General features: G+C 61.4%; 14 protein-coding genes and 1 pseudogene. 6 read left to right on the top strand and 9 right to left on the bottom strand.

The window, feature by feature from the left end; all coding sequences use genetic code 11:
- Positions 1-36 precede the first annotated feature (36 nt).
- Positions 37-723, top strand: a pseudogene (locus tag AAEO81_RS17720) (SOS response-associated peptidase); the annotation flags it as partial.
- Positions 724-738: 15 nt separating this feature from the next.
- Here AAEO81_RS17720 and AAEO81_RS17725 read toward each other — a convergent pair.
- On the bottom strand, positions 739-1,761 hold the full coding sequence (locus tag AAEO81_RS17725; protein ID WP_341958258.1) for a hypothetical protein: 1,023 nt from the start codon (positions 1,759-1,761) through the stop codon (positions 739-741).
- A gap of 361 nt (positions 1,762-2,122) precedes the next feature.
- Here AAEO81_RS17725 and AAEO81_RS17730 point away from each other — a divergent pair, with 361 nt between their 5' ends.
- Positions 2,123-3,709: an ABC-F family ATPase gene (locus AAEO81_RS17730; protein WP_341958260.1), complete on the top strand. Its 1,587-nt coding sequence runs from the start codon at positions 2,123-2,125 to the stop codon at positions 3,707-3,709.
- Between the two features lie 134 nt (positions 3,710-3,843).
- On the opposite strand, the gene AAEO81_RS17735 is transcribed toward AAEO81_RS17730, so the two are convergent.
- The 6 genes from AAEO81_RS17735 to AAEO81_RS17760 all read right to left on the bottom strand — a co-directional run bounded on the left by AAEO81_RS17735 (position 3,844) and on the right by AAEO81_RS17760 (position 13,282).
- Positions 3,844-5,262 carry a TolC family protein gene (locus AAEO81_RS17735; protein ID WP_341958262.1) on the bottom strand — a complete coding sequence of 473 codons (1,419 nt, stop codon included), beginning with the start codon at positions 5,260-5,262 and terminating at the stop codon, positions 3,844-3,846.
- Positions 5,262-8,450 (bottom strand): efflux RND transporter permease subunit, encoded by a 3,189-nt coding sequence (locus AAEO81_RS17740; RefSeq protein WP_341958264.1) that lies wholly within the window; start codon positions 8,448-8,450, stop codon positions 5,262-5,264. The genes AAEO81_RS17735 and AAEO81_RS17740 overlap by 1 nt, the downstream gene beginning before the upstream one ends.
- A 12-nt stretch (positions 8,451-8,462) precedes the next feature.
- Entirely contained in the window at positions 8,463-9,707 is a 1,245-nt protein-coding gene (mexE, locus tag AAEO81_RS17745) for a multidrug efflux RND transporter periplasmic adaptor subunit MexE (RefSeq protein WP_341958266.1), read from the bottom strand.
- A 162-nt stretch (positions 9,708-9,869) separates the two neighbouring features.
- Positions 9,870-10,805 (bottom strand): LysR family transcriptional regulator, encoded by a 936-nt coding sequence (locus AAEO81_RS17750; RefSeq protein ID WP_341958268.1) that lies wholly within the window; start codon positions 10,803-10,805, stop codon positions 9,870-9,872.
- Positions 10,806-11,024: 219 nt separating this feature from the next.
- Positions 11,025-11,222 carry a YbdD/YjiX family protein gene (locus AAEO81_RS17755; protein WP_166598714.1) on the bottom strand — a complete coding sequence of 66 codons (198 nt, stop codon included), beginning with the start codon at positions 11,220-11,222 and terminating at the stop codon, positions 11,025-11,027.
- Complete coding sequence (locus AAEO81_RS17760; protein ID WP_341958270.1) at positions 11,222-13,282, bottom strand: carbon starvation CstA family protein; 2,061 nt, start codon at positions 13,280-13,282, stop codon at positions 11,222-11,224. The genes AAEO81_RS17755 and AAEO81_RS17760 overlap by 1 nt, the downstream gene beginning before the upstream one ends.
- 454 nt (positions 13,283-13,736) lie before the next feature.
- Between AAEO81_RS17760 and AAEO81_RS17765 the strand changes: the two genes are divergently transcribed.
- From AAEO81_RS17765 to AAEO81_RS17775, 3 genes are all read left to right on the top strand, one after another.
- Positions 13,737-14,699: an IS110 family transposase gene (locus tag AAEO81_RS17765; protein ID WP_341958274.1), complete on the top strand. Its 963-nt coding sequence runs from the start codon at positions 13,737-13,739 to the stop codon at positions 14,697-14,699.
- Positions 14,700-14,857: 158 nt separating this feature from the next.
- Positions 14,858-16,216 carry a cache domain-containing protein gene (locus tag AAEO81_RS17770; protein ID WP_341958277.1) on the top strand — a complete coding sequence of 453 codons (1,359 nt, stop codon included), beginning with the start codon at positions 14,858-14,860 and terminating at the stop codon, positions 16,214-16,216.
- Between the two features lie 33 nt (positions 16,217-16,249).
- Positions 16,250-16,882, top strand: coding sequence for a response regulator transcription factor (locus tag AAEO81_RS17775; RefSeq protein ID WP_341958279.1), 633 nt, complete (start codon positions 16,250-16,252; stop codon positions 16,880-16,882).
- Positions 16,883-17,052: 170 nt separating this feature from the next.
- Here the strand turns inward: AAEO81_RS17775 and AAEO81_RS17780 are convergent, their stop codons facing one another.
- Both AAEO81_RS17780 and AAEO81_RS17785 read right to left on the bottom strand, forming a co-directional pair.
- On the bottom strand, positions 17,053-18,546 hold the full coding sequence (locus AAEO81_RS17780) for a HAMP domain-containing sensor histidine kinase (RefSeq protein WP_341958282.1): 1,494 nt from the start codon (positions 18,544-18,546) through the stop codon (positions 17,053-17,055).
- Positions 18,543-19,259: a response regulator transcription factor gene (locus AAEO81_RS17785; protein ID WP_341958283.1), complete on the bottom strand. Its 717-nt coding sequence runs from the start codon at positions 19,257-19,259 to the stop codon at positions 18,543-18,545. Before AAEO81_RS17785 ends, AAEO81_RS17780 begins: the two co-directional genes overlap by 4 nt.
- A 177-nt stretch (positions 19,260-19,436) precedes the next feature.
- On the opposite strand from AAEO81_RS17785, the gene msrB reads away from it, so the two are divergent.
- Positions 19,437-19,955 carry a peptide-methionine (R)-S-oxide reductase MsrB gene (msrB, locus tag AAEO81_RS17790; protein ID WP_166598720.1) on the top strand — a complete coding sequence of 173 codons (519 nt, stop codon included), beginning with the start codon at positions 19,437-19,439 and terminating at the stop codon, positions 19,953-19,955.
- Positions 19,956-20,087: the final 132 nt, after the last annotated feature.

Below are 20,087 nucleotides of genomic sequence, written 5' to 3' on the forward strand. Positions count from 1 at the left end.
GTCAATCTCACGACACAACATTTCGACGGGTGACACATGTGCGGGCGATATTCGATTTACGAGTCGATGGATCACTACCTCAAGGAGCTGGCGCCCACGCAGTTGGTGATCAATGGCTACGACCTCTGGCCCATCGAACGCTACAACGTTGCGCCGACCAGCCGGGTCGAAATCATTCGGGCCACCCATGACGGGCTGAGGGTGGACAAGGTGCGCTGGGGCTGGTCGCCGTCGTGGGCCAAAGGCAAACGGCCCGATCCGTTCAATGCCCGGATCGAAACGGTGTTGGAGGGTACATTCTTCAATACACTGTGGCCGAAACGGCGCGTGCTGGTGCCCGCCAATGGCTGGTTCGAATGGGCGAAAGATGCACAAGACCCGAAAACCAAACAGCCCTTTTTCATCCGGCTGAAAAACTCGGCGCCGCTGTTCTTTGCCGGTCTGGCGGACGTCGAAAAAGGCCCGAACGCCGATGAACACAACGGTTTCGTGATCCTTACCACCGCCAGCGATCCAGGCATGATGGCCTTGCACGACAGACGCCCTGTCGTACTGACACCGGAGCATGCACGGGAATGGATCGACCCGGCGACCTCCAGCGAACGGGCCGAACAGCTCGCCCGAGAAGGCTGCCGCTCGACCGACGACCTGACATGGGACGCCGTCAGCAAGGACGTCGGTCGTGCAGACGCTCAAGGCCCACACCTGATCCAACCCCTCGATAAATGGCCGCCTGCCTCAAACGACGTCTACAGCCACAGGCGCTACGCCGACCAACTCGACCTTGTGTTCGATGACGGTGCCCGTGTCATTGGTCGCGAAAATCACACTGCCGTGGCTCAAGCCCTCACGGACGTCACCCTTGAACAGGATTTCGAAGCTGCGCCCCTGCGCATCAACGTCCAACGAGCGAAGTGAGGTCTGATTTCCTGCCGCATTGACGCTGAGCTTCAAGGTGCCGTGATGGCCGTCGCCCAGACCGCTAAACCCCAGCAGCGACAAGTCGACCAGATCACCGTCGGCGGCGTTGAAGTCAGTGACGACATCGCGGTTGCGCACATCGGTGCCATCGACGCGGTAGCTGTCCTCTGCGTGGGCAAAAAAGAAGATGTCCGCGCCGCTGCCGCCGGTCAGCGTGTCGCCGTCTTCCCCGCCGTCGATGCGGTCATCGCCGCCCGCACCATTGAGGGTGTCGCGCCCGATATCACCGAACAGGGTCTCCTGCCCCGCGTCAGTGCCGGTCAACGTGTCGTCAAAACGATCGCGGGCTTCCAGGTTCCAGAAATTGGCGTTGGTCAGGCTCGTGCGGTAGTCGCCTTGCAGCGCCACCTGAAAATACTTGAGGTCCTGGCCGGGGATGAACGGGTGCTCGTAGCTTCTCAGGTAAGTGCGGTCGAGTGTCTCGTTGTAAACCACGTCGACTTTTCCGCCGTACCCCTGCCCGATGCCGTCCAGCCTCAACGTCGTCAGATCGAGCATGTCATGCGCGGGATCGAAGCCCACGATCAGGTCACTGTGGCCACCCGTGCTGTCGACGTAGCTGTCGCTTTCGGTGACGTACCGAAAGGTGTCGCTTTGGCTGCCGGCCACCAATCGGTCCTGCCCCTCGCCGCCGACCAGCACGCTGACACCCTCACCCTCGCCCGCCGTCAACACGTCGTTGCCCGCATTGCCAAACAGCAGGTTGTTACCGCTGCCGCCCGTGATCGAATCACTCTTGGCAGTACCGTACCAATCGGTTCGTTGGACTGATGAAGTCATCCCGGCTTCCCCTCGATCGATGTGATTGAGGGGGCAAGGGTAGAAAATGACAGGGATATCGCCAGAAGGAATGGACGAATGGTCCAGGCTCTCCCGGAAAACTGCGCCAACACGCCGCAGCTTCGGGGCAGACCGCCATACAACTGTCGTCCGACTTATGCGACAATGCGCGCCAATTCCGGTCTGAATCCCGCGTTCAATTCCCCAGCAGCTCTGCCCACCCGGGCAGACGTTGCTGTTTACGTATGCGTGTTGAGTCGACTCCCTCCGTGATCAGCGCGTGACGGGAGCGACCGGCATGGGTCGAACTCTGGTCCAAGACCCAAACCAGTAACCTGTAACTCCTTGATAGGTAAACGCTTTGATTTCCACAGCTAACATCACGATGCAGTTCGGCGCCAAGCCGCTGTTCGAGAACGTTTCGGTCAAATTCAACAACGGCAATCGCTATGGCCTCATCGGCGCCAACGGCTGTGGCAAATCCACGTTCATGAAGATCCTCGGTGGCGATCTGGAGCCATCGGGCGGTCAGGTAATGCTTGAGCCGAACGTGCGCTTGGGTAAATTGCGTCAGGATCAGTTCGCCTATGAGGAATTCACGGTCATCGACACCGTGATCATGGGTCACGAGGAGCTGTGGAAGGTCAAGGCCGAGCGCGACCGTATTTATTCGCTGCCGGAAATGAGCGAAGACGACGGCATGGCCGTGGCCGAGCTGGAAACCGAGTTCGCCGAGATGGATGGCTACACCGCCGAGTCCCGTGCCGGTGAGCTGTTGCTGGGTCTGGGCATTCCACTGGAGCAGCACTTCGGCCCGATGACCGAAGTCGCGCCGGGTTGGAAGCTGCGGGTGTTGCTGGCGCAGGCGCTGTTCTCTGATCCGGAAGTGCTGCTGCTCGACGAACCGACCAACCACCTGGACATCAACACGATCCGCTGGCTGGAAACGATTCTGACGGCGCGTAACAGCACCATGATCATCATTTCCCACGACCGTCACTTCCTGAACAGCGTGTGCACCCACATGGCTGACCTGGATTACGGTGAGCTGCGTCTGTTCCCGGGCAACTACGACGAGTACATGACCGCGGCGACCCAGTCCCGCGAGCAGTTGCTGTCGGACAACGCCAAGAAGAAAGCCCAGATCGCCGAACTGCAAACGTTCGTCAGCCGCTTCTCTGCCAACGCCTCGAAAGCCAAGCAGGCCACCTCCCGCGCCAAGCAGATCGACAAGATCCAGTTGGCCGAGGTCAAGCCGTCGAGCCGTGTCAGCCCGTTCATCCGTTTCGAGCAGACCAAGAAGCTGCACCGTCAGGCTGTGACCATCGAGCACATGTCCAAGGGCTTCGACGGCAAAACGCTGTTCAAGAACTTCAGCTTCACCGTCGAAGCCGGCGAGCGCGTCGCGATCATCGGCCCGAACGGTATCGGCAAGACCACCCTGCTGCGCACGCTGATGGGCGAGCTGACCCCGGACGCCGGTTCGGTGAAGTGGACCGAAAGCGCCGAGCTGGGCTACTACGCGCAGGATCACGCCCATGACTTCGAAGACGATATCAGCCTGTTCGACTGGATGGGTCAGTGGACGTCGGGCGAGCAGATCATCCGTGGCACCCTGGGCCGGATGCTGTTCTCCAACGACGAGATCCTCAAGTCGGTCAAGGTCATCTCCGGTGGTGAACAAGGGCGCATGCTGTTCGGCAAGCTGATTTTGCAAAAGCCGAACGTGCTGGTGATGGACGAACCGACCAACCACCTGGACATGGAATCCATCGAAGCGCTCAACCTGGCGCTGGAGAACTATCCGGGCACGTTGGTGTTCGTCAGCCACGACCGCGAGTTCGTGTCCTCCCTGGCCACGCGCATCATCGAGCTGAGCCCGAACGGCGTGACCGACTTCAGCGGCACGTACGACGATTACCTGCGCAGTCAGGGCGTCGTGTTCTAAATCGCCTGGCGTGATCAAAAGCCCTGTCCACGTGACAGGGCTTTTTCGTGGGCGGTAAAAACCCCGAGGATGACGCTGTCATCTCTGACGTCTCCTACAGGGTTGATGGGGAAAACAGACAGGGGTGCCGAACGTTATTTCTGCGCCACCTGATGACTTTCGGTGGCATCCCAACCGCCGCCCAGTGCCTTGTAGATCCCCACGATTCCTCGGTACTGATCGGTTTCGCCCTGGGCCTGTGCGTCTTCGGCTGTCAGCCGTTCGCGTTGCGCGTCGAGCAGCACCAGGTAATCGGCGGTGCCTTCACGGTACTGGATCGCGGCGAGGTCAGCGGCCTTGCGGCTGGACTCGCTTTGACGGACCAGTGACAGCAAACGTTGTTGGCGCTTGCTGTAATCGCTGAAGGCGTCGTCCGACTCTTCCAGCGCGAGCAATACGGTCTGCTCATAGGTCGCCATCGCGCCTTCCGCGTTGGCCTTGGCCCCGCGCAAGCGCGCCCGAACGCTGCCAAGGTCGAACGCCGCCCAACTGATCTGCGGTCCCAGTCCCCACGCTTGTGCCGCCGATGAGCCGATCTGCGAACCACGGGCCGCCGTGAACCCGAGGAAGCCGCTCAGGCTCACCCGGGGAAACAGATCCGCCGTGGCTACACCGACGTTGGCCGTGGCCGCCGCCAGTTGCCGCTCGGCGCTGCGCACATCACTGCGCCGTTGCAGCAACTGGGCAGGGTCGCCAATGGGCAGATTCTTCGAGATGGCGGGCAGGTCTTTCGGCTGCAAGTCGACGCTCAACTGATCAGGCCGTTCGCCCAGCAAGGTCGCGATGCGATTGCGCTGATGCACCTGTTCGGCCTGCAACGCGGGAATCGTCGCTTCCACCGCCGCCAGTCGCGCGTCGGCGCGGACCACGTCGATTTCGTTGCCCAGGCCTTCGTCTCGCAGTTGCGCGGTCACGCCTCGGGAATCCTGCTGATTTTTCAGGTTGTCCCGGGCGATGCGCTCACGCAGTTGCGCGCCTCGCAATTGCCCGTAGGCGTCGGCCAGTTCGGCGATCATGCTGACTTTCAGCTGTTCGAGGTCGGCCAGCGCCGCGTCCTGTTGCGCCGTGCTGGCTTCCAGTTCGCGCTGGATACGCCCGAACAAGTCGATTTCCCAGGCCATGTCCAGGCCCAGATCGTACCGCTCGATGTTGACGCGGTGCTCGGTCTGGCCCGGCACTTGGGCCCGGCCGAGGTCGCTGCTGGCATGGCTGGTGACCACCGGCAGCGCGTCATTGCTGATGTCGTCGCGAATCGCCCGGGCCGATTTCCAACGGGCAAAGGCCACGCGCAAATCCCGGTTACCTTGCAGCGAACGACTGACCAGTTGATTAAGGGTCGGGTCGTCGAATTGCTGCCACCAGACGCTTTCGAAATGGCTACGGTCGTACTGGCCGACTTGCGCCGACGTGACGTTGGCCGCCGCCGTCTCCGGTGTCTTGTAATCCGGGCCGACCGCACAGGCTGCCAAAGCCAGCACCAACAGGCTCGGCATGAACAGTTTCAAGGTTTTCATCAATGAGCCTCCGGTTTCAGCGAGCGCACGGCATGAGACCGGGCCGCGTTGCGCGCTTTGCCGCGCTCGACGAAGTTACGAATCAGGACGAAGAACACCGGGGTCAGCAACAGCCCGAAGAAGGTCACGCCGAGCATGCCGGAGAACACCGCAACGCCCATGGCATGGCGCATTTCCGAACCCGCGCCCGTGGAGGTCACCAGCGGAATAACGCCCATGATGAACGCGAACGAGGTCATCAGAATCGGCCGCAGACGCATGCGGCAGGCTTCCAGCACCGCGTCCAGCGGCGACAGCCCTTCGTCCTGTTTGTCCTTGGCGAACTCGACGATGAGGATCGCGTTCTTACACGCCAGGCCGACGAGGACGATCAGGCCGATCTGGGTAAAGATGTTGTTGTCACTGCCGGCGATGATCACCCCGGCAATGGCCGACAGCAGCGTCATGGGCACGATCAGGATCACCGCCAGCGGCAGGCTCCAGCTTTCGTATTGAGCGGCCAGCACAAGGAACGCCAGCAGCACGCAGAGCGGGAAGACGAACAGCGCGGTGTTGCCCGAGAGGATTTGCTGATAAGTCAGGTCGGTCCACTCGTAGGTCATGCCGTGGGGCAGTTCCTCGGCCAACAGTTTTTCCATCGCCGCCTGGGCCTGGCCCGAGCTGTAACCCGGTGCGGGGCCGCCGTTGATTTCGGCGGTGATAAAGCCGTTGTAGTGCATCACGCGGTCCGGGCCGGAAACGTCGCTGACCTTGACGAAGGTCGCCAGCGGGATCATCTCGCCCTTGTCATTGCGCACCTTCAGCTGGCCGATCTGCTCAGGGTCCTGACGAAACTGCTGCTCGCCTTGAACGTTGACTTGATAGGTGCGGCCAAAGCGGTTGAAGTCGTTGGCGTACAGCGAACCGAGGTAAACCTGCAGCGTGTCGAAAATGTCGCTGATCGCCACGCCGTGGGTCTTGGCTTTTTCCCGGTCAATGGCGGCGTCCACTTGGGGCACGTTCACGGTGTAGCTGGTGAACAGGTTGGCCAGCTCAGGGATGCTGCGGCTCTTGCCGATGATGTTCATCGTCTCTTTGTAGAGCTCTTCGTAGCCCAGATTGCCCCGGTCTTCGATTTGCAGGCGGAACCCGCCAATCGTGCCGAGGCCCATGACTGGCGGCGGTGGGAACACGGCCGTGTAGGCTTCCTGAATCCCGGCGAATTTGTGGTTCAGGGAACCGGCGATGGCGCCCGCGGACATGCTTGCGTCTTTACGCTCGTCGAACGCGCTCAGGCCGATGAACACCACGCCGTTGTTGGGGCTGTTGGTGAAACCATTGATCGACAGGCCGGGGAACGCCACCGCGCTGTCGAAGCCCGGTTCCTTCATGGCGATGTCGCCCATGCGCTTGATCACGTCTTCAGTTCGGTCGAGGCTCGCGGCGTCCGGCAGCTGAGCGAAGGTCACCAGGTATTTCTTGTCCTGGGTCGGGACGAAGCCGGTCGGCGTTGTGGAAAAACCGAGGTAGGTCAGCGCGATCAGCCCGGCATACACCACCAGCGCGACGCCACTCAGGCGCACCACCCGTTTGACGGTGCCGACGTAGCCGTGGCTGGCCTTTTCGAAGACCCGGTTGAACGGTCGGAACAGCCAGCCGAACAGCGAATCCAGCACCCGCGAGAAGCGGTCTTTCGGCGCGTCGTGGCTTTTGAGCAACACGGCGGCCAACGCAGGCGACAGGGTCAGAGAGTTGAAAGCCGAGATCACCGTCGAGATGGCGATGGTCAACGCGAATTGCTTGTAGAACTGCCCCGTCAGGCCGGAAATAAACGCTGCCGGGACGAACACGGCGCACAGCACCAGCGCCGTGGCGATGATCGGGCCGGTCACTTCGCCCATGGCCTTTTTGGTCGCGGACACGGGGTCCAGACCGAGTTCGATGTTTCGCTCGACGTTCTCCACCACCACGATGGCGTCGTCCACCACGATGCCAATGGCGAGGACCAGCCCGAACAGCGACAGCGCATTGAGCGAGAAGCCGAACGTGTGCATCACGGCGAAGGTGCCGATCAGCGACACCGGCACGGCCACCAGCGGAATGATCGAGGCGCGCCAGGTTTGCAGAAACAGGATCACCACCAGCACGACCAGAATCAGCGCTTCGAACAGCGTGTGCACCACCGCTTCGATGGAGCTGCGCACGAAGATCGTCGGGTCATAGACGATGCTGTAGTCCATGCCTTCGGGGAAGCTTTTCTTCAGCTCGGCCATCTTCGCGCGAACCTGATTCGACACGTCGATGGCGTTGGAACCGGGGCGCTGGAAGATTGGCATTGCCACTGCCTGTTCGTTATTCAAGCGGGAACGCAGCGCGTAGGCACTGGAGCCCAGCTCGACCCGGGCGAGGTCTTTCAGGCGTGTGATCTCGCCATTGGCACCGGCACGGATCACCACGTTCTCGAACTCTTCCTCGGTGACCAGACGGCCTTGGGTGTTGATCGACATCTGAAAGCTGGTGGCGCTCGGCGACGGCGGCGCGCCCAGTTGTCCGGCCGCGACCTGACGGTTCTGCTCACGAATCGCGTTGACCACGTCGGTGGCGGTCAGGTTGCGCGAGGCGGTCTTGTTCGGGTCCAGCCAGACCCGCAGCGAATACTCGCCCAGACCCCAGACCTGCGCGTCCCCTACCCCGTTCAGCCGCGCCAGTTCGTCCTTGACGTTCAGCGTTGCGTAGTTGGACAGGTACAGCATGTCGTAGCGTTTGTCCGGCGAGGTCAAGTGCACCAGCAGCGTCAGTTCCGGGGACGCCTTGTCCACCGTGATGCCGATACGGGTCACCTCCTCCGGGAGTTTCGGCTCGGTGCGGGTCACGCGGTTCTGCACCTGCACCTGCGCGTTGTCCAGGTCGGTGCCCAGCGCAAAGGTGATGGTCAGGGTCAGCTTGCCGTCCGCCGTGGATTGCGAGGACATGTACAGCATGTTCTCGACGCCGGTGATCGCCTGCTCCAGCGGCGCGGCAACAGTTTCACCGATGACCTTGGGGTTGGCGCCGGGGAAGTTGGCCTTGACCACCACCGTGGGCGGCACGACTTCGGGGTATTCGCTGATCGGCAACTGGAACAGCGAGATGGCGCCTGCGATGAGGATCAACAGCGAGAGCACCGCCGCGAAAATCGGTCGCTGGATGAAGAATTGGGAGAATTTCATCGTCGTCGGCCTTTATCCGCGTGGGCCGGAAGCGCTGGCGATTTTCGCCGACGCTGCGGATTTGGCCGAGGGCTGATTGCTCGCCTCCAGGGCCTGGCGTTGTTGCGCAAGGGCGGCGAGGGTTTCGTCGCTGGCCATCGGGCGGTCTTGCGGATCGACGGGCGAACCCGGACGCACGCGCTGCAAGCCGTTGATGACGATGCGATCGTCTTTCTCCAGACCGCTGCGCACGATGCGCAACCCTTCCAGCTTCGGCCCCAGCTCGACGCTGCGGTAGGTAGCCTTGTTGTCCTTGTCGACCACAAGCACGAATTTCTTGCCAAGGTCAGTACCGACCGCCTCGTCCTTGATCAGCGTCGCGGCGTAGGTGCCGCTGCCAACCAGCTTCAGACGTGCATACAGGCCTGGGGTGTAGCGCCCGTCGGCGTTGTCGAACACGGCGCGACCGCGAATGGTGCCGGTGCGCGGGTTGACTTGGTTGTCGACGAAATTCATCTGTCCGAGGTGTTTGTTGTCCGCTTCGTTGGACAGGCCCATGTACACCGGCGTCGCGGCGCCGCGCTTGCCGTCGCGGGAGAGCTGGTTGTATTTGAGGAACACGCGCTCGTCGGCGTCGAAATAGGCGTAGACCTTGTCGGTAGAGACCAGGCGGGTGAGGATGCTTTGGTCGGCCGTCACCAGGTTACCGGCGGTGATCTCGGCGCGGCTGACACGGCCGGTGATCGGCGCAGCGACATGGGTGAAACTAAGATTGAGACGCGCCAGGTCCAGCTGCGCCTGGGTTGCCGCCACAGCGGCCCGGGCCTCTTGCGCGGTGGTGGTGCGCGACTCGGCGATCTCGGCGGAAATCGCGTTGTTGGTGCGCAACCGCTCGCCGCGCTGGGCTTCGGCGTCCGTACGCACGACGGTGGCTTTCACCTGTTGCAACTGCGCTTCGAGGCGATGCACTTCGGCTTCGAATGGACGCGGGTCGATCTGGAACAGCAGGTCGCCCTTCTTCACCAATGCCCCATCGACGAACGCCACGGAATCGATCTGCCCGGAGACCCTCGGCCGCACTTCGACGGTTTCGGGGGCTTCGAGACGGGCGGTCACTTCGTCCCATTCGATCACCGGTTGCTGCAGCACTTTGGCGACATCCACCTTGGGCGCACTCGGCGCCTGGGCTGTGGCTGCGGGGCCTTTGTCGCAGGCGCTGAGTAATACGAGCGCCAGTCCGGCAAGGGGATAACTAAAACGGGTCAATGGCTGTTGCATGGGAAAATCCGCCGAAGGTTATAAGAATTGCCGCGGAGTGTGTGGGACGCCACACCGGTCCACGAATTGAATGGATTCAATGTTGATATCAACTCAAATGATAGTTGTAATATTAATTGACGAAACGGGATGAGACGCTCTGCCACGGGGCTTACAGACGATTCAAGAACATGGGTCTGACACGCGGGTGGACGACCCGTCGCTGAGAAACAGGCCGATTCGCGAACGCAGCCACCGTTCGGATTCGTCGTTGTCCTTGGCCGTGGTCCAGACCATGTGCAGCGGGAAATCAGCCAGTTGCACCGGCAACGGCTGGCTGCGTAACCGACCACTCGCGGTCAGCACATCGGCTGCGTATTCCGGCACGGCCGCCACCAGATCAGTGTCTTCCAGCAGCGCGCCAAGGCTGTTGAAATGCGGCACCGCGAGGACCACTCTGCGCTGACGCCCGATCAGACGCAGCGCCTCATCAACAAACCCCACCGTGCCGCCACCAAACGACACGAGGGCGTGTGGCCGTTGGCAAAAATCATCCAGGCTCAAGTCGCCAGGCACGTCATCACCGCGCAATAGCACGATGCGGGTGCTGAGCAAGGTCCGACGTTTGGCGTTGGCCGGCAGCTCAGTCGTAAAGCCCACGCCCACGGTCACCTCGCCGCTGGCCAGCAGCCTCGGCATTTGCAGATAACTGGCACGGCGAACCACCAGCGACACCCCCGGTGCTTCCGCCCGGATACGCTTAAGCATCGACGGCAGCAAGGCAAATTCAACGTCGTCGTTCAAACCGATGCGAAACACCCGGTCGCTGGTCGCTGCATCAAACGCCTCGGGCCGCTTGACCGCCATGGCGATGGATTCGAGCGCAGGGCCGAGCAGCAACGCAATTTCCTGCGCCCTGGGCGTCGGCTCCATGAAACGACCTGAACGCTGGAACAGCGGGTCGTTGAACAGCAGCCTCAATCGGCCGAGCGCAGAACTCACGGCGGGCTGGCCGAGGTACATGCGTTCAGCGGCCAGACTCACGCTCCGGGCTTTCATTAACGCTTCAAAGATCAACAACAGATTGAGGTTGATATGGCGCAGGTCGCTGCGATTCATGGGGAGAAACCTGCTTTAGATTATATGTGTAATACTGGCAAATTCCAGGTCGTTAAGTCAAAGGTTAAAAGCGTCGAGGGGTTGGCGTTGGAGGGTGACTCTGTTGCCCTGGCGGGCCTAATCGCGGGCAACAGAGTAGCCATCCAGAGCCAACCAAAAAAAACGCGCCAGGGATCACCCATGGCGCGTTTTTTCGATCAAAAGTTCTGACTCAGTAGCTCAACAACACTTCGGCCCGGCCTTCCCGCCATAACGCGCATCCTGGCGTTCCCGAAAGAACACTTCGTACGACATCACCGGCTGGTCTGGGTGGGTCTTCTGCATGTGCTCGACGTAATTGTCGTAGTCAGGCATGCCCACCATCAGGCGGGCGGCCTGCCCGAGATATTTGCCGAGGCGACTCAGGTCATTGAACATCAGTGCGCTTCCGGCATCGCCTGGAACGGCGCTTCCTTGTCGCTGCGCTCTTTCTTGACCCACGCCGCACGGCCCACTTTCACGGCGTAGAACAGAATGCTCAGCACCACGAACAGGAACAATGTGGTCAGCGCTGCGTTAGTGTACGCGTTGAAGATCACGTGCTGCATCTGATCAACGGTCTTCGCCGGAGCGATGACCTGGCCAGCCTCCGCCGCTGCACTGTATTTCTTGGCCAGGGCCAGGAAGCCAACGGCCGGGCTCGGGTCGAACAGCTTGATGAAGCCTGCGGTCACGGTGCAGATCAGCAGCCATGACGCTGGCAGCATGGTCACCCACACGTACTGTTGACGCTTCATTTTGATCAGCACGACGGTCGCCAGCATCAGCGCGATACCCGCCAGCATCTGGTTGGAGATGCCGAACAGCGGCCACAGGGTGTTGATGCCGCCCAGTGGATCGATCACGCCTTGATACAGCAGGTAACCCCACAACGCCACGCAGCCGCCGGTGCCAATCACGTTGGCGGTCCACGACTCGGTGCGTTTCAGGGCAGGCACGAAACTGCCCAGCAGGTCTTGCAGCATGAAGCGACCGGCACGGGTGCCCGCATCAACCGCCGTCAGAATGAACAGCGCTTCGAACAGGATCGCGAAGTGGTACCAGAACGCCATGGTGTTCTGGCCTGGCAGCACTTGGTGCAAAATCTGCGCGATACCCACGGCCAACGTTGGCGCACCACCGGCGCGAGCCAGTACGGTGTTTTCGCCGATGTCCTTGGCCACAGCGGTCAACGCTTCAGGCGTGATGGCAAAGCCCCAACCGGTGATGGTCTGAGCGACTGCAACGACGTCGCCGCCGACCACTGCCGCCGGGCTGTTCATGGCGAAGTAGACGCCTGGGTCGATGACCGAGGCCGCGACCATCGCCATGATGGCGACGAAGGATTCCATCAGCATGCCGCCGTAACCGATGTAACGGGCGTTCTTCTCGTTATCCAGCAGTTTCGGCGTGGTGCCCGAGGAGATCAGCGCGTGGAAACCCGACACCGCACCACAGGCGATGGTGATGAACAGGAATGGGAAGAGCGCGCCTTTCCAGACCGGACCGGTGCCGTCGGTGAACTGAGTCAGGGCCGGCATTTTCAGCTCAGGCGCAAGGATCAGGATGCCGATCGCCAGGGCGACGATGGTGCCGATTTTCAGGAAGGTCGACAGGTAGTCACGTGGCGCGAGCAGCAGCCAGACCGGCAGCATCGCGGCAACGAAGCCGTAGCCGACGAGCATCCAGGTGATCTGCACACCGGTGAAGGTGAAGACGTGCGCCCACTCAGGGCTCGCAGCCACTTGGCCACCGGCCCAGATCGACAGCAGCAACAGCACGACGCCGATGATGGAAATCTCACCGATGCGGCCCGGACGGACATAGCGCATGTACACGCCCATGAACATCGCAATCGGGATGGTCGCCAGCACGGTGAACATGCCCCACGGGCTTTCAGCCAGGGCCTTCACCACGATCAGCGCCAGCACCGCAAGGATGATGATCATGATCAGGAAGCAGCCGAACAAGGCGATGGTGCCGGGAACGCGGCCCATTTCCTCGCGGACCATGTCGCCCAGCGATCGGCCGTTACGGCGAGTGGACAGGAACAGGATCATGAAATCCTGCACCGCACCGGCCAGGACCACACCGGCGATCAGCCAGAGCGTGCCCGGCAGATAGCCCATTTGCGCGGCGAGCACCGGGCCGACCAGCGGACCTGCGCCGGCGATGGCGGCAAAGTGGTGACCGAAGAGAATGTGTTTGTTGGTCGGCACGTAGTCCAGACCGTCATTGTTGATCACCGCCGGGGTGGCCCGGGTCGGATCGAGCTGCATGACGTGATTGGCGATGAACAGGCTGTAGTAGCGGTACGCAACCAGATAAATGGCGACGGCGGCGACGACGATCCAGAGTGCGTTGATGGCTTCGCCGCGACGCAGCGCGACGACACCCAAGGCGCAGGCCCCAAGGGCTGCAACGGCGAACCAACCCAGATGTTTGGTCAGTCGGGTCATTGTGGGTCTCCTGCCGAAGCTCATGGCTTGCGGCGTAATTGTTATTGTGTGATCCGGGGTAACGGAGCGTTGCCACTATCCGCGCAGTTGTCAGCAAGAGAAATTCGTACTACTACGGTTTCGTCTGCGTAGTTCTACGCAGACACACTTAGCGAGGCAATTTCCCTGTGTGGAGCCGGCTTGCTGGCGAATGCGGTCTGCCTGTACCTCATCAGGCGACTGACACGCCGCCTTCGCCAGCAAGCCGGCTTGTATGTTTAGACTTGATGGGGTGGGAGGGACGGAAAGCCGAATCTGACTCTAGCCAGTACAGACCGTTGGGAGACTTCCAGCCCCACCCTGTCACCTACAAGCGCCGATATGGAATGCATCGGCCTGGACCGACGATAGAAGCAAGCCAGCGCTTACGGTGAACCCCCAGCAAGCTCTTCAACCCTAACTCGGAGGGTGTGACATGGCAATCCTTGATGCAGCGGCGATTGTGGGTGTCGATGTGGCGATGGCGGAACTTGTCACCGCTCAGCGTGGTGTGGATAAAACTCATTGTTTGGTCAATGAGCGAACTTCGATTCACCACTGGCTCAAGACATTGCCTCAAGGCAGTGCCATCGCCCTCGAGGCGACCAATACCTACCATCTGGACCTAGTGGAAATGGCCCATGACATGGGGCACCTGGTGTTTGTCGTCGATGCGGCACGCGTAAGCAAATATCGAGAAAGTCTGGGCAAGCGCGCCAAAACAGATGCGTGCGATGCACATCTGCTGGCTCGCTATCTGGAAAAGGAAGGTGACGAGCTGCGTCAGTGGAGCCCGCCACCCCAGTTGCACACCCAGCTCAAGCATCTGCTGCATCGCAGGGCCTCGCTGGTCAATAGCCAGACGTCACTGCGCCAAGGCTGGAAGGATGAAAAAGACCTCAGGAAGGGGTTCGAGAAGTTGATGCGTCGCTTCAGCCATCTGATCAAAGATATCGAGAAACAGCTCAAGCAAGTGCTGATCAAGTCCGGTGAAATGGATCAGGTCAAACGTTGCCAGGGCATCGAAGGCGTCGGGTTCCTGACCGCCACAGCGCTGTTTGCGGCATTCCTTCGAGGCGAATTCAAAAACGTAGATGCGTACATCGCCTATCTGGGGCTGGATTTGCGGGTGTCGGATTCCGGGAACAAATCCGGTCGCCGCCGGCTAAGCAAGAAAGGCGACCCCGAGGTACGCCGGCTAGGCTACAACGCTTCAATGGCCGCCTGCCGATCGGCGACATGGAAACCGTATTACGAGAAGAAAATAGGCGAGGGGAAAGCCAGAACTGAAGCGTTGACGATATTGAGCAGGAAGCTCGCAGGGGTGGCCTTCTCGCTGATGAAGAAACGGGAAGAGTACGACTCTACGAAACGTTTGGGGGTTGCCCCCCAAACATAGAATCTCCCACAGTTTGAACCGTGTACACCTCGGTTTATGCGGCCACGCCTTTCTCCTGTGGGAGCGAATTCATTCGCGAAAAGATGTTCCAGTCGCCCCGGATGTTCATGCTGTAATACGCCCACAACAACACCCGCTCCCGCCGGACATCCCACGCCATGCAACTCAAACACAAGATCGTCGCCCTTGGCATCCTGCCGCTGATCCTTGCCGTGTGCGTGATCTGCGCGCTGGTGATCGTGCAGAACCAGCGTCTGGGCGAGCAGCAGGCGCAGTTGATCGAGGACAGCATTCTGTCCAGCAAGCGCGCCGAGTTGAAAAACTACGTGGAGATGGCCATGAGCGCCCTCGCCCCGATCTACGACAGCGGCCGCAATGACGAACAGACCAAGCAGCAGGTATTGGAAGAACTGGCCAAGCTCAGCTTCGGCATCGATGGCTATTTCTTCGTCTACGACCAGAGCGGCCGCAACCTGATGCATCCACGGCAGGCAGCGCTGGTGGGCAAGGACTTGTGGAACATGACCGACCCGCAAGGGCTGCTGGTGATCCGCGCACTGCTGCAAAGCGCGGAGTCCGGCGACGGTTTCCAGCATTACGCCTGGGAAAAACCGTCCACCGGGCAGATCACCGACAAACTCGCCCATGTGGTCATGCTCAAGCGCTGGGGCTGGATGCTCGGCACCGGGATCTATCTGGAAGACGTCGAACGGGCCACGCAACAGGCCCGACAGGAAGTCGCGCGGGGCATCTACGCGACCATGCTCGACATCGGCGGCGTCGCCCTGATCGCCGTGCTGCTGGTGTTCGTCTGCGGTGTGACTCTCAACGCCAGCGAGCACCGTCTGGCCGACCGCAAGCTGCAGATGCTCAACCAGCGCATCATGAACCTGCAGGAAGAAGAGCGCTCGCGGCTGTCACGGGAATTGCACGACGGGATCAGCCAGGTGCTGGTGTCGATCAAATTTCAGTTCGAGCTGGCCGGTCTGCAACTCGAGGGCCACGACCCGCTCGGCCTGGAGACCCTGCGTCACGGCACCGAACGGCTCGGCGAGGCCATCGGCGAAATCCGCACCATCTCCCACGACCTGCGCCCTTCCCTGCTCGACACCCTGGGGCTGGCGGCGGCGGTCACGCAACTGGTGGCGGAGTTCGAGCAACAGACCGGGCTGACCATCCAGTACACCCACAACCTCAGCAAGTTGAAGCTGGCAGAAGGTGCACCGGTGGCGCTGTTCCGGATTCTGCAAGAGGCGCTGACCAACATCGAGCGTCACGCCCATGCACAGAACGTCTACATCGACTTGCGCAGCACGAAAAAACAGGTGCAACTCACTGTGCGCGACGACGGCGTGGGCTTCCGGGTCGACGTCGAGCGTTTGCAAGAGATACAGGGCGGCATCGGTTTGCGTAATATTCGCGAACGCGTCGAGCATTTCCAGGGCCAGCTCAATCTCTACTCGGTCCCCGGCCACAGCGAACTGACCGTGACCATGCCCATCAACGTCGCCGCCTGACCCTTCATTTCAGACAGGAACCCGCACCCCATCATGACCGCCAGCCAGACCATCCGCATTGCCCTGGTCGACGACCATTCGCTGGTCCGTGACGGCGTGCGCGCCCTGCTTGCCACCCGGCCTTTGTTCGAGGTGGTAGGCGAAGCCGAGAACGCGGCGCAGGGACTAAAGATGTGTGAAGAGGTCAAGCCGGACATCCTGCTGGTGGACATCGGCCTGCAAGACATGAACGGCCTGGAACTGACGCAACTGATCCGCCAGCGCTGCCCGACGATCAAGATTCTGATCCTGAGCATGTACGACAATCAGGAATACGTCGCCACGTCGATCCGCGCCGGGGCCAGCGGTTACGTGCTGAAAAACGCACCGTCCCGGGAAATCGTCGCGGCCATCGAGGCGATTGCCACCGGCGGCACGTTCTACAGCGCTGAGGTGACCCTCAAGCTGGTGTCGAAAAAGACCGACGAAAACGAACTCACGCCCCGTGAAGTGCAGGTGCTGGTGGGTCTGGCCAAGGGGCTGGACAACAAAACCCTCGCCCGCGACCTGGCCATCAGCGTCCGCACCGTCGAAACCCACCGCCTGAGCATCCGCCGCAAACTGAAAGTCGACAAACCGGCGGGGCTGGTGAAATATGCCATGGAGCATGGGTTGTTGTTGCCGTGACCCTGTGTCGCCGCCGCTGAACCTGTGGAGAGGTCCTTCATGTCGCCGCCGAACCTGTGGGAGCGAATTCATTCGCGAAGGTGGGTCAGGCAACACAGCTCCATCGACCGGACGGGCCTCTCGCGAATAAATTCGCTCCCACAGTGGGTCGACGTTGACCGCGAAGCCGTTCACTCCCTCGGCAACACCCGCTCCGCCGTTTCCTGATCCACCGGCAGTGCAAATCGGAATGTCGCACCCTGCCCCGGCACGTCGATCAGCTCGATCCGGTGCCCATGCAGTTGCAGAATCTGGTGCACGATTCGCAACCCCAGCCCGCCATCTCGCCGTGCACCGCCAATATTAAACGGACGCAGAAACAGCCCTTCACGCAACTCGGCGGCAATCCCCGGCCCGGTGTCGCTGATCGTCACCTCGACAAAACGCGCCTTCGGCAATAACGCCACCTTGATCTCGCCGCCCTGGGGCGTGTGCCGCAGGGCGTTGTCCAGCAGGTTGGTCATCACCCGCTCGATCAGCCCCAAGTCGGCATGCACGCCGGGCACCGACGGCGCAAAGCTCGGGGTCAGGGTCACGGCCTTGGACTCGGCGCCGAGTTCGAACTTCTGGAAAATGTCCTGCACCAGATCGGTCAGCGAAAACCGCTCCACCACCGGCACCACGAAACCATGCTCCAGCCGCACCAGTTCCAGCAGCGACTGCGCCAACCCGCCCACCTTGCGGCTCTGGTCCAGCGCGATGCCCAGATAACGCCGCCGCTCCTCGGGCGTGAGGCTGGCGTCCTTGACCGACAGCACCTCCAGATAGCCGTGCAGCGATGCAAGCGGGGTGCGCAGGTCATGGGAAATGTTCGCCACCAGCTCGCGGCGGTCCTGGCTTTGGCGGGTCAGGGTTTGCCATTGCTCGCTCAAGCGGTTCTGCATTTGTTTGAACGTTGCGTCGAGCACGGCGATTTCATCGTGGCCCTGCCGAGCCGATTCGGTCGAAGACGCGGGCAACGGCACCGGCGCAGCATTGATGTCGAAATGGCTCACCGCGTAGGTCAGTCGCCGCAGTGGCCGGGTGATCCAACCGAACGCTGTTAGACCCGCCAACAGGCACAGCAAGGCAATCAAACCAATCGACCACAACGCCGTGTTCAGGGCCTCACTGGTGGCGCCGCGCTCGGCAAAGCGGTCATGGGCCTCGCCCAGCAGCACCACGTACAGAAAACCCGCCGGTTTGCCCATGACCATCAACGGCGCGGCGCTGAACACCTTGCGCGTGTCCATGCTGCGCGGGTCATCCCCCAGAATCGGCAGCGGCTCTCCGGCCAGCAGCTTGCGCACGGGCGCCAGATCGACTCGGTCCCGCAGCATGTGATCCTTGGGCGCGGCGTCGCCGACGATCTTGCCTTCGCCGTCGAGCAGGTACACCTCGACGCTGGGGTTCACCAGCATCAACTGGCTGAACAGCTCGCGCACGGCATCGGGTTTCAGGCCGTTGGCGTCCATCAATTGGGTGTCGCGGGCGATGTGCTGGGCGAGGTCGCGGGACAGGCCCTGCACCACCTCCAGCTCATGCATTTTGTTGGAGCGCACCTGCAACAGCACCGACGTGCCGCAGCAGATCAGCAACAGAAACGCGAAGACCAAGGACAGCCGCTGGGTCAGGGTCATGTTCACGACGCCTCTCCCGCATCGGCGAATTTATAGCCGCGCCCCCACACCGTCAGGATGCGCAACGGCTGGGCCGGGTCGTTCTCGATCTTGGCGCGCAGCCGGTTGATGTGGGTGTTGACGGTGTGCTCGTAGCCTTCGTGGTTATAGCCCCAGACCGAGTTCAGCAGGTCCAGCCGCGAGAAGACCTTGCCCGGCTGGCGGGCAAAAAAATACAGCAGGTCGAATTCCCTCGGCGTGAGGTCCAGCAAGCGGCCTTCCAGCGAGGCTTCGCGGGTCAACGGGTCGATGAACAATCCGGCGCTGTCGAGGCTGCCGGTGTCCATCTTCAGGTTGCGCGCCATGGCATCGACCCGCCGCAGCAGCGCCTTGACCCGCGCCACCAATTCCATCATCGAGAACGGTTTGGCCAGGTAATCGTCCGCCCCCAGCTCAAGGCCGAGAATCCGGTGCATCTCACTGGAGCGCGCGCTGGTAATGATGATCGGCGTGTAGCGGGTCATGGCCCGGGCACGGCGGCAGATCTCCAGGCCGTCGACGCCGGGCAGCATCAGGTCGAGGATCAACGCGTCCCAGCCGCCCTGCTCCAAAAGGCGCAAGCCTTTTTCCCCGTCGGCGCTGTGCACCACGTCGAAATGTTCGTCCCGCAGGTGCAGGCAAATCAGGTCGGCGATATGGCTATCGTCCTCGACCACCAGAATGCGTTTGGGCTGATCCATGGAAAGCAAACCTTGCCAGTGCTGAATGCGCGATGCCGCCATTGTGCCGATTTTGCGGTCGATCAGTTATCACGAATTGTTTAACTCTCGGTGAGGATTCCGGGAACAGCCCGGCCCTACTCTGGCGTCATCACATGACAAGCCTGCCCCGTGCAGGCGGCGCCAAGGAGACACCTCATGCTTTCGAGAAGACAGTTCATGGTCCTGAGCAGCAGCGCTGGCGTCGCGGCCATCGCTCTGGGCGTGCTGCCGAAGTTCGCGGACGGCGAAACCCTCGTACCGGCGGATTCGGCCGTGGGCACGTTCGAAGTCAGCCACAGCGACGCCGAATGGCACGCGTTGCTCAGCGACGACCAGTTTCAGGTGTTGCGTCGCGAAGCCACCGAGCGCCCTTACAGCAGCCCGCTGAACGACGAGCACCGCACCGGCACGTTCGCCTGCGCCGGTTGCCAGTTGCAGCTGTTCTCGTCGACGACCAAATTCGACAGCCACACCGGCTGGCCGAGCTTCTGGCAGCCGCTGGACAACGCCACCGCCATCCGCACCGACACCTCGTTCGGCGTGCTGCGCAAAGAAGTCCATTGCCGCCGCTGTGGCGGGCATTTGGGGCACGTCTTCACCGACGGACCGAAGCCGACCGGGTTGCGCTATTGCATGAATGGTCTGGCGATGACATTCGCCGAGTCGGCGACATGAACAACCAATCACAGGACTAGGCCCGGTGTAGGAGTGAGCTTGCTCGCGATGGCGGGATATCAGTCACCTCTCAATTGACTGAACACATGCATTCGCGAGCAAGCTCACTCCTACAGGTACGTCGTCCGCCAC

Origin of the sequence: Pseudomonas sp. RC10, assembly GCF_038397775.1 — a bacterium.
GTDB lineage: Bacteria > Pseudomonadota > Gammaproteobacteria > Pseudomonadales > Pseudomonadaceae > Aquipseudomonas > Aquipseudomonas bambusae.

Bases quoted from the DNA above. Each gene is read 5' to 3' on its own strand.
- AAEO81_RS17750 (WP_341958268.1), bottom strand. From the start codon at position 10,805: ATGAATCGCAGCGACCTGCGCCATATCAACCTCAATCTGTTGTTGATC.
- AAEO81_RS17740 (WP_341958264.1), bottom strand. From the start codon at position 8,450: ATGAAATTCTCCCAATTCTTCATCCAGCGACCGATTTTCGCGGCGGTG.
- msrB (WP_166598720.1), top strand. From the start codon at position 19,437: ATGCTTTCGAGAAGACAGTTCATGGTCCTGAGCAGCAGCGCTGGCGTC.
- AAEO81_RS17725 (WP_341958258.1), bottom strand. From the start codon at position 1,761: ATGACTTCATCAGTCCAACGAACCGATTGGTACGGTACTGCCAAGAGT.
- AAEO81_RS17755 (WP_166598714.1), bottom strand. From the start codon at position 11,222: ATGTTCAATGACCTGAGTCGCCTCGGCAAATATCTCGGGCAGGCCGCC.
- AAEO81_RS17735 (WP_341958262.1), bottom strand. From the start codon at position 5,262: ATGAAAACCTTGAAACTGTTCATGCCGAGCCTGTTGGTGCTGGCTTTG.
- AAEO81_RS17770 (WP_341958277.1), top strand. From the start codon at position 14,858: ATGCAACTCAAACACAAGATCGTCGCCCTTGGCATCCTGCCGCTGATC.
- AAEO81_RS17765 (WP_341958274.1), top strand. From the start codon at position 13,737: ATGGCAATCCTTGATGCAGCGGCGATTGTGGGTGTCGATGTGGCGATG.
- mexE (WP_341958266.1), bottom strand. From the start codon at position 9,707: ATGCAACAGCCATTGACCCGTTTTAGTTATCCCCTTGCCGGACTGGCG.
- AAEO81_RS17760 (WP_341958270.1), bottom strand. From the start codon at position 13,282: ATGACCCGACTGACCAAACATCTGGGTTGGTTCGCCGTTGCAGCCCTT.
- AAEO81_RS17785 (WP_341958283.1), bottom strand. From the start codon at position 19,259: ATGGATCAGCCCAAACGCATTCTGGTGGTCGAGGACGATAGCCATATC.
- AAEO81_RS17775 (WP_341958279.1), top strand. From the start codon at position 16,250: ATGACCGCCAGCCAGACCATCCGCATTGCCCTGGTCGACGACCATTCG.